The organism is Mesorhizobium sp. M7A.F.Ca.CA.002.04.1.1, from assembly GCF_004022805.1.
GTDB classification, from domain to species: Bacteria; Pseudomonadota; Alphaproteobacteria; order Rhizobiales; family Rhizobiaceae; genus Mesorhizobium; species Mesorhizobium ciceri.
In genome coordinates, this window is sequence record NZ_RZPL01000202.1 from 1 (window position 1) to 8,048 (window position 8,048).

Sequence of the window (8,048 nt, forward strand, 5' to 3'; positions counted from 1 at the left end):
CGTCAGGATCAGACCGATCCAGAACAGGACCGAGGAGAAATAGCCGAGGAAAAGCGTCGCCGCGCCAAAGGCCGCGATGAAGGGATAGCCTTCGCGATGGATCGGTACGAACGCGTTCTTGACCGTATCGACAAGGCTCATCAGCTAAAAACAGGCTCCGTTTCAAGTCCGGCCTCAATAGCCGAAAGCCCCCCTCGCCGCAACGCAACAATCGGCGGCGCGGGCGAACGGGCAAGGGCCTGTCGCCTCAGGATAGCCGAACGCTCCGCGTTCGTGAGGTCGCGACCGGCTCGCATGCCTGTGCCACTGGCGTCAGAATTTCGAGACAATCAGCCCAGATCAGTTGGCACCATCGGCTTCGGCGCGCACAAAATGTTCTTCGATCTCAAGCCTATGGGCATCCGCCAGCGGATCTTCGGCGCCCGACCTCAAGAGCGCGCTCCCGTTGGGAGAGGACACCAAAAACAGCAGTCTACCGTCAGCAGCAACTGTCCAACTGACGACCGATCCTCCCTCGCTCGGAATCAGCATCGATGGCAAAGCAACTGCTCCTGCCGTATCAATTCCAGCCCTGCGCAAAAGAAGGTCGAGGGCTGCTGGTGCCCCGTATTCATCAGCCAGTTCGATGACTGTCGCTATTGAATCAGCGCCGACATGCGACAGCTTCAGACCGACACGTGGAGCACCTTCGCCAAGTAACTCATCAACGCTATCGACCGGTCCGAGGTCGAGTTGCAGTTCTGTACCATCAGCAGCCAGGTACTGGTATGCAGCCGCATGCGTTGGCGTGACTACGCACAAACGCACCCTGCCGGCGTTGGTTACGACCGGAAATGTCATCTGCTTCTCGCCATCTATGTCCAACATCCGTCCTTTGCCGAGCCCGAGCTTAACCTCGGGCTGCGGCAAAGCTGCACAGGCGAGCCCGATGCCCACTTCAAGTCGGCTCGTCATCACTGCTTTCAGATGGAACACCGAACGATGGCGCAATCGAGGTTCGCGCCTGGAGTTGGCCATCACAATGTCAAGAGTGGCCTCCTGGCATTCGGCATCGTCGACAATCTCCAGTTCAGGCCAGGAGGCTATCCAACCCACTGCGCGGGCAAGCATCGGGACGCTGTCTTCCTCCTTGTAAAAAAGATCGTCGAGTCCATCAAGGAAATCAGCGCGGCCACCTTCGAATCCAGTCTGTTCCTCCGCTTCCTTGGGATGTTCCCGGACCCAAGCAACCATCTGTTTCAAAATAGCTAAATGGTTTTCTGCTCGCATTCCAGCCAAAGCCAAATGCACATCCGAGGTGACTTTATCGAGGTGATCACGGTAATTGTGAATAAATTGGCTATGGCCGCCATTAGCCACTTCCATCCCGTATAGGTAAGCGTGAAAAAACTGCCTCGCTGACGGCGGTATTTCGTGATCTTTGTAGAGGCCCTGATCAAACATTGCGGTCACGAAATCCATGACTGCAGTCACGAGGTCAGCAACGTAGTTTTCCTTAGCGGCGCGCTCGACTGCTGAAAACGGGACAACAATTGAAGTCACGCGCGGACTGGCCGTCGGTTGCTCCGGCTGGTGCGCCGAAATCGTTGTCGACTGCTGCAGCCTTTTCTTTCGCGAAAAAATTCCGAACATTCCAAAGCCTTCTTACCCGGAGGAAAGCAATACCGGTAGATCAGAGTCTGTCAGCAGAATATCACTTGGAAAAGTGGATAAAAAGGCGCTTGAAATTCATTTTCACTGCGTCTTACCAATATTTTGAAGAACACTTCAACCGATAGTTTGAAGAACACTCCAAAAACTGACCTCGAGGCTTCGTCGCGAACTCAGCAAAGAGCAGCCAAACCAAAATTATCGGTTCTGTGCCTGTCGGCAGACCGCTGCCTCGCCCGTCCTTGGTGAGACAGCGCCATCATGGACCATTTGGCGATGCTGACGCACTCAACAAGGAGTCCCCTACATGCAGAAACCACCTGCCCCCCAAGCGCATCTCGTCACTGCCGGTCTCGCTTTCGGCGAGTCGCCGCGCTGGCATGACGGACGGCTGTGGCTTTGCAACTGGGGCACCGGCGAGATTATCGCCGTCGATGCCGACGGCAACCGCGAGGTCATGCTCACCGTACCGGCTGTCCTGCCCTACTCCATTGACTGGCTGCCGGATGGCCGCCTGCTCGTCATCTCCGGCCGCGAAGGGCTGCTGCTACGACAGGAGGCCGACGGGAGCCTCGTCACTCGCGCCGATTTGCGTGACCTGTCGAAAAGCCCTTGGAACGAGATCGTCGTCGACGGGCGCGGCAACACCTATGTCAATGGCGGCGGACCGGCGCCGGCTTCTGGCGAGCATTTCAGCCCCGGCACCATCGTGTTGATCACGCCGGACGGCGCGGTCCGGCAGGTGGCGGAAAATATCGCCTTTGCCAACGGCATGGCAGTGAGCCCGGACAACAAGACGCTGATTGTCGCGGAATCCCATGCCAATCGGCTGACCGCCTTCGACATTGCCGCCGACGGCAGCCTTGCCAACCGAAGGGTCTGGGCCGACCTCGACGGCTATCCCGACGGCATCTGCCTCGATGCCGAAGGGGCGGCCTGGTATGCGGATGTTCCCAACAAGCGTTGCGTGCGGGTGCGTGAAGGCGGCGAGGTGCTGCAGACAGTGACCGTCGATCGCGGCTGCTTTGCCTGCATGCTGGGCGGCACCGACAGGAAAACGCTGTTCATTCTCGCCGCCGAATGGCGCGGCTTCGAGCATATGGTCAGCGACGCCCGCACCGGCCAGGTGTTCAGCGTCGAAGCGCCGGCACCTGGCATCGGCTGGCCGTAACAGCCTTGCTACAGCCCGGGAACCCTCTGATAGTTGGCGATGTCGGCGCGAACGCCGAGCCGGGCGATCGTCTCCTGCGGGTTGAAGGCGATGCGCTCGTGCGCGGCCTTGACGATCGGCACGACATTGTCGACGGCCGCCTGGCTTTCCCATTCGACGATGGTGACGAGGTTGAATTCGCCCGGCCCGGAGAATTGCTCGAGCAGGAAATCCTGCACGAAGCCATGCTGCAGGCGCAGCAATTCATGCGTTGTCCTGACCTTGGCGAGTATCTCCTCGCGGGCGCCGGCCGGGACGACGAATTTGTCCACCCTGAACACGCTGCCGCCGTTAACAGTCTGATTTATCTTGCTCATTTCGATTGCTCCGTTCCTGGATCATGGTGTTTTTTGGGCTCCAGGAACGGCCTACAATCTCAACTTAAGTTGAGATCAAGTGCAAAAATCAGATCACACGCCGAACCTTCAATTCACCTCCGACGTGCGCCGGCGGACGATGACACCAAGTTCGTCGCCTTCGCGAGCCAAGCGCAGCCGCTCTTCGGCCTCGGTCGCCTCGCGCTGGCGGTCCCACATCGAGGCGTAGAGGCCATGCTTGCGCATCAGCTCGGCATGGGTGCCGCGCTCGGCGATCTGGCCGTCCTGCAGCACGATGATCTCATCGGCCGTGATCACCGTCGACAGGCGGTGAGCGATGACGATGGTGGTGCGGCCACGGCTGACCAGATCGAGCGCGGCCTGGATCTCCTGTTCGGTGTGGCTGTCGAGCGCCGAGGTCGCTTCGTCGAGCATCAGGATCGGCGGCGCCTTCAAAATGGTGCGGGCGATTGCCACGCGCTGCTTCTCGCCGCCCGAAAGTTTTAGCCCGCGTTCGCCGACCATCGACTTGTAGCCGTCAGGCAATCGCTCGATGAACGGGCCGATCTGAGCGAGTTCGGCCGCCTTGCGCATATCCTCCTCGCTGGCACCGATGCGGCCATAGCGGATGTTGTAGGCGATGGTGTCGTTGAACAGCACGGTGTCCTGCGGCACCATGCCGATCGCCCCGCGCAGGCTCTCCTGCGTCACGTCCCTGATATCCTGGCCATCGATCAGCACCTGGCCGCCCTGCACGTCGTAGAAGCGGAACAGAAGCCGCGAGATGGTCGACTTGCCGGCACCCGAAGGCCCGACAATGGCGACGGTCTTGCCGGCCGGCACCTCGAAGCTGATGCCCTTCAGGATCTTCCGGTTCGGGTCATAGGAGAAGTGCACGTCGCGGAACTCGACCTTGCCGGCGCTGACCGCGATTGGCCTGGCATCCGGCTTGTCGACGATCTCCTGCGGCACATCCAGCAGATCGAACATCTGCTCGATATCGGTGAGCCCCTGGCGGATTTCGCGGTAGATGAAGCCGATGAAATTGAGCGGCACCGACAGCTGCATCAGCATGGCGTTGATGAAGACGAAGTCACCGACCGTCTGCGTGCCGGCCTGCACTTCGAGCGCCGACATGCACATGACGATGACGGTGCCCAGGCCGAAGATGATGCCCTGCCCGAAATTCAACCAGCCAAGCGAGGTCCAGATGCGCGTCGCGGCGACCTCGTAGCGTGCCATGGAGCGGTCGAAGCGCTCGGCTTCCATGCCCTCATTGTTGAAATATTTCACCGTCTCGTAGTTGAGCAGCGAGTCGATTGCCTTGGTGTTGGCGTCGGTATCGCTGTCGTTCATGTCGCGGCGGATCGAGATGCGCCAGTCGCTGGCGCGGACCGTGAACCAGACATAGACCCAGACGGTGACCGCGACGACGACCACATATTTCCAGCCATAGGTGTAGGCGAAGATGCCCGTGGTCAGCGCGAATTCGAGGATGGTCGGCGCCGTGTTGAGCATGATGAAGCGCACGATCGTCTCGATGCCCTTGGTGCCGCGCTCGATGATGCGCGACAGGCCGCCGGTGCGGCGCTCGAGATGGAAGCGCAGCGACAGTTGGTGCATGTGAACGAAAGTACGGAAGGCGAGCTGGCGCACGGCATATTGGCCGACGCGGGCAAACAGCGCGTCGCGCAACTGATTGAAGCCAAGCTGCACCAGGCGCACGACATTGTAGGCGACGACCAGCATGACGGGCGCCAGCAGGAAGCTCGGCAGCGGCGGCGCCGATTTGGCGTCGCCGGCCAGCGCGTCGGTCGCCCATTTGAAGAAATAGGGACCGGCGACCAGCGTCAGCTTGGCGACGACCAGCAACAGCGTCGCCCATGTGACCCGGGCTCTCAGATCGGCGCGATCCGCTGGCCACATGTAAGGCCACAAATTGAGCAGCGTCTTGAAAGTCGAGGAGTCGGAGACGGTTTTTTCGGCCATTTCTTGTGCCTTCTTCTTATTTCAGCGGCCGGAGCAGCAGGAATTGACGAGAGCGGCCACCGATGCGGAGACATCGGCGAGCGCGGCATGGTCGATCGCATAGCGCGAGCGCTGGCGATCGGGCTCGAAGCGAACCAGCCCGGCTTCGACCAGTATTTTCAGATGTTGTGACACGGTGGACTGCGCCAGATCTAAGCGGTCGACGACCTCGCGGCAGCAGCAGGAACTGCTCGTCGATAGGTGTTTCAGGATTTCGATCCGCGCCGGATGGGAAAGCGCTGCAAGTCGGGCGGCGACCGCACGGCTGTCCGGACCGCCGCATGATGCGTTTGTTTCCATCAGGGATTCTGCCATCGTTCATCGGCGATAGACGATGAACGGGCACGGGGCAAGCTAACCCTATGGGCAGAGCGCCGGAACCGCCAATCTCCCCCTCGTGGGAGAGATGTCCGGCAGGACAGAGAGGGGCGCGAAGGATCGCGACTTTCCACGATCAAAGCATTACGAGCAGCCGTAAGGTAGCTCGACCGGATTTGGCCGACAGGCTGGCGAGACAGCGCCCTCCTCTGCCCTGCCGGGCATCTCCCACAAGGGGGAGATTGCGCTCAACCGTCGGCGCTCAAACCCTACTCCGTCTTGGCGGGCGCTGTCGTTGCCTGCTCGCCCATGGCCTTGAGGTCGGCGGCTTCGCCTTCCTTCGACTTTTCCGGGACCTTGAACACCTGGCCCGGCCAGATGCGGTCGGGATCACTGATCTGGTCCTGGTTGGCGAGGTAGATGGTCGAGAAGCGTACGCCGTGGCCATAGACGCGCCGCGAGATCCGCCACAGCGTGTCGTTGCGGCGGATGATGACGGCGCCGTCGGCATGTTCAAGCTTGGGCGCCACCGTCTCGGGCACATCGCTTGGCGGCGTCGCCTCCGCCATAACGGCCGGAGCCTCGGTGGCGGGAGCAGGCGTCGTGGCCGCGGCCGGTGCCTCGGCGGCGGTAGGTGCGGCCGGCTTGGGCTGAACGGGCTTCGGCGCCGAGGGTGCCACGGCGGCGATCGCTTCGCCGGGCTCACGCTCGAACGGTACGGCCGCGCGGGCCACAACTGTCACACCGTCGGCATCGAGGCCGTCGACATGGATTGTGTAGCTGCCGACCGGAACGTCGCGCGTCGCCTCGACCAGGAAATGACCGTCCGTCGAAGTTTGCGCGTCACCGAGCAGGATGTCGTTGGCATAGGCGCGCACCTTGCGGCCGGCATCGGCGAGGCCGGCGACAAAGATCTTGCTGCCGTCGATCTCGACCGCCTCGACGACGATCTTGGGCTCGGTCACGCCTGCAGCGGGCGGCGTCGCCGGCGCTGCAGGAGCCGGTGTTGCGTCGACCACGGCTGGCGCTGGGGCGGCTGGCGCCGGAGCGGTTGCGGGGGCTTCGGCTGTGGGAGCAGCCGGCGCGGCGGCCGGAGCAGCCGGCTTTGTCTCGGGTGCGGGAACGGTCAGCAATTCGGCCGGCTTGCCCGGCTCCTCGACCATGGCCAGCACCTGGCCGGCCGCATCCTTGGGAACCGAAACGACGGCGGTCTGCACCGAGGGCGTTACGACGTCACCGGTGGTCGCGCGCAGCGCGATCGTATAATCGCCGGGCTTCAGCGGATCATCGAGAATGATAACGAAGGCGCCATCGGGACCAGCGACCGTCGAGCCAAGCACCGTCGAGCCATTGAGGATTTCGACCTTGGCGTTGGGCGCCGCATTGCCGGCGACGACAATCGAGCCATTGCTTTCAACGCGCACGACGTCGAAAGACGGTGCGACCGGACCGGCCGCAGCCGGCGCGTCCGCGGCCGGTGCGGCCGGTGCCGTTGCCTGGGGCACTGCGGCGGGAGCCGCCGGGACCTCAGCGGCGGGCAGCCGCGCTTCGGTGCCGGGATCAGCCGATTTTGCCGCTGCGGGCGGCGTCTGCGCCGCCACTTGCGCCGGCGGCGTGGGATTGAGATACGGGTCGAGTGCGCCCGCTACATAGGCGGTTCCCGCGGCCGCAACGGTCCCACCCGCCGCGAACAGGAACGCCTTCAGTGGATTAATTGCCATATTTCCCTACCCCTTAGCCACCTAACGCCGGTCTAGCCTGTTTTAGCAATACCGACAAGAAAAAGCCCAGGCCGTTAACCCTTGGGGCTTGACCGCGCTTTCAGACCCAATCACCAATCATCGACATGAACACGATTCGATCCGTCTGCGTCTATTGCGGCTCGTCTCCGGGCCGCGATGAAATCTATATCAAGGCCGGACACCTGCTCGGGCGCTCAATTGCCAAAGCGGGATTGCGGCTGGTCTATGGCGGCGGCACCAAAGGCATCATGGGCGCTGTCGCCGAAGGCGCGCTCAAGGCCGGCGGCAAGGTGACGGGCATCATTCCGCGCTTCCTGATCAACAAGGAGGCGAGCGAAACAGCGCTTGACCGGCTCGATGAACTCTTGATCACCGACAACATGCACGAGCGCAAGCACAAGATGTTCGAGAAATCCGACGCCTTTGTGGCACTGCCGGGCGGCATCGGCACGGTCGAGGAGATCGTCGAGATCATGACCTGGGGACAACTTGGCCATCATCGCAAGCCGATCGTCTTCGCCAATGTCAAAGGATTTTGGGATCCGATGCTGGCGCTGCTCGATCACATGGCCGCCGAAGGCTTCATCCACACCGCGCAGCGGGTCAAGCCGCTGGTCGTCGACGACCCCGAAGCGATCGTCGCCGCCATCATGGTAGCCGGATCGTCCGTCGACGCCCCGACCGAGGGCGTGCAGTCGGTGATCGACAAGATGTAGGGCGATAAGGAATCGGGGCAGTAAGGCAGTATGTGAATTGCCTCGAGTGTCCTGCCTACTCCCCTAC

7 protein-coding genes and 1 pseudogene are annotated in these 8,048 nt (G+C 61.8%); 2 read left to right on the forward strand and 6 right to left on the reverse strand.

The window, feature by feature from the left end:
• Together ENZ75_RS13100 and ENZ75_RS13105 are read right to left on the reverse strand one after the other, a co-directional pair.
• Positions 1-141, reverse strand: a pseudogene (locus tag ENZ75_RS13100) (phosphatidylserine decarboxylase family protein); the annotation flags it as partial.
• 198 nt (positions 142-339) lie between these two features.
• Positions 340-1,632, reverse strand: coding sequence for a DUF4375 domain-containing protein (locus ENZ75_RS13105; RefSeq protein WP_013532544.1), 1,293 nt, complete (start codon positions 1,630-1,632; stop codon positions 340-342).
• 325 nt (positions 1,633-1,957) lie between these two features.
• On the opposite strand from ENZ75_RS13105, the gene ENZ75_RS13110 reads away from it, so the two are divergent.
• Positions 1,958-2,821 carry an SMP-30/gluconolactonase/LRE family protein gene (locus ENZ75_RS13110; protein ID WP_013532545.1) on the forward strand — a complete coding sequence of 288 codons (864 nt, stop codon included), beginning with the start codon at positions 1,958-1,960 and terminating at the stop codon, positions 2,819-2,821.
• Between the two features lie 8 nt (positions 2,822-2,829).
• Here ENZ75_RS13110 and ENZ75_RS13115 read toward each other — a convergent pair whose 3' ends face one another.
• From ENZ75_RS13115 to ENZ75_RS13130, 4 genes are all read right to left on the reverse strand, one after another.
• On the reverse strand, positions 2,830-3,177 hold the full coding sequence (locus tag ENZ75_RS13115; RefSeq protein WP_013532546.1) for an antibiotic biosynthesis monooxygenase: 348 nt from the start codon (positions 3,175-3,177) through the stop codon (positions 2,830-2,832).
• A 108-nt stretch (positions 3,178-3,285) separates the two neighbouring features.
• The gene (locus ENZ75_RS13120; RefSeq protein WP_013532547.1) at positions 3,286-5,166 is read right to left on the reverse strand and encodes an ABC transporter ATP-binding protein/permease; all 1,881 of its coding nucleotides are present in this window, start codon (positions 5,164-5,166) and stop codon (positions 3,286-3,288) included.
• A 21-nt stretch (positions 5,167-5,187) separates the two neighbouring features.
• Entirely contained in the window at positions 5,188-5,520 is a 333-nt protein-coding gene (locus tag ENZ75_RS13125; RefSeq protein WP_013532548.1) for a metalloregulator ArsR/SmtB family transcription factor, read from the reverse strand.
• 272 nt (positions 5,521-5,792) lie between these two features.
• On the reverse strand, positions 5,793-7,244 hold the full coding sequence (locus ENZ75_RS13130; RefSeq protein WP_013532549.1) for a LysM peptidoglycan-binding domain-containing protein: 1,452 nt from the start codon (positions 7,242-7,244) through the stop codon (positions 5,793-5,795).
• Between the two features lie 125 nt (positions 7,245-7,369).
• Here ENZ75_RS13130 and ENZ75_RS13135 point away from each other — a divergent pair, with 125 nt between their 5' ends.
• Positions 7,370-7,981: a TIGR00730 family Rossman fold protein gene (locus tag ENZ75_RS13135; RefSeq protein ID WP_013532550.1), complete on the forward strand. Its 612-nt coding sequence runs from the start codon at positions 7,370-7,372 to the stop codon at positions 7,979-7,981.
• Positions 7,982-8,048 lie beyond the last annotated feature (67 nt).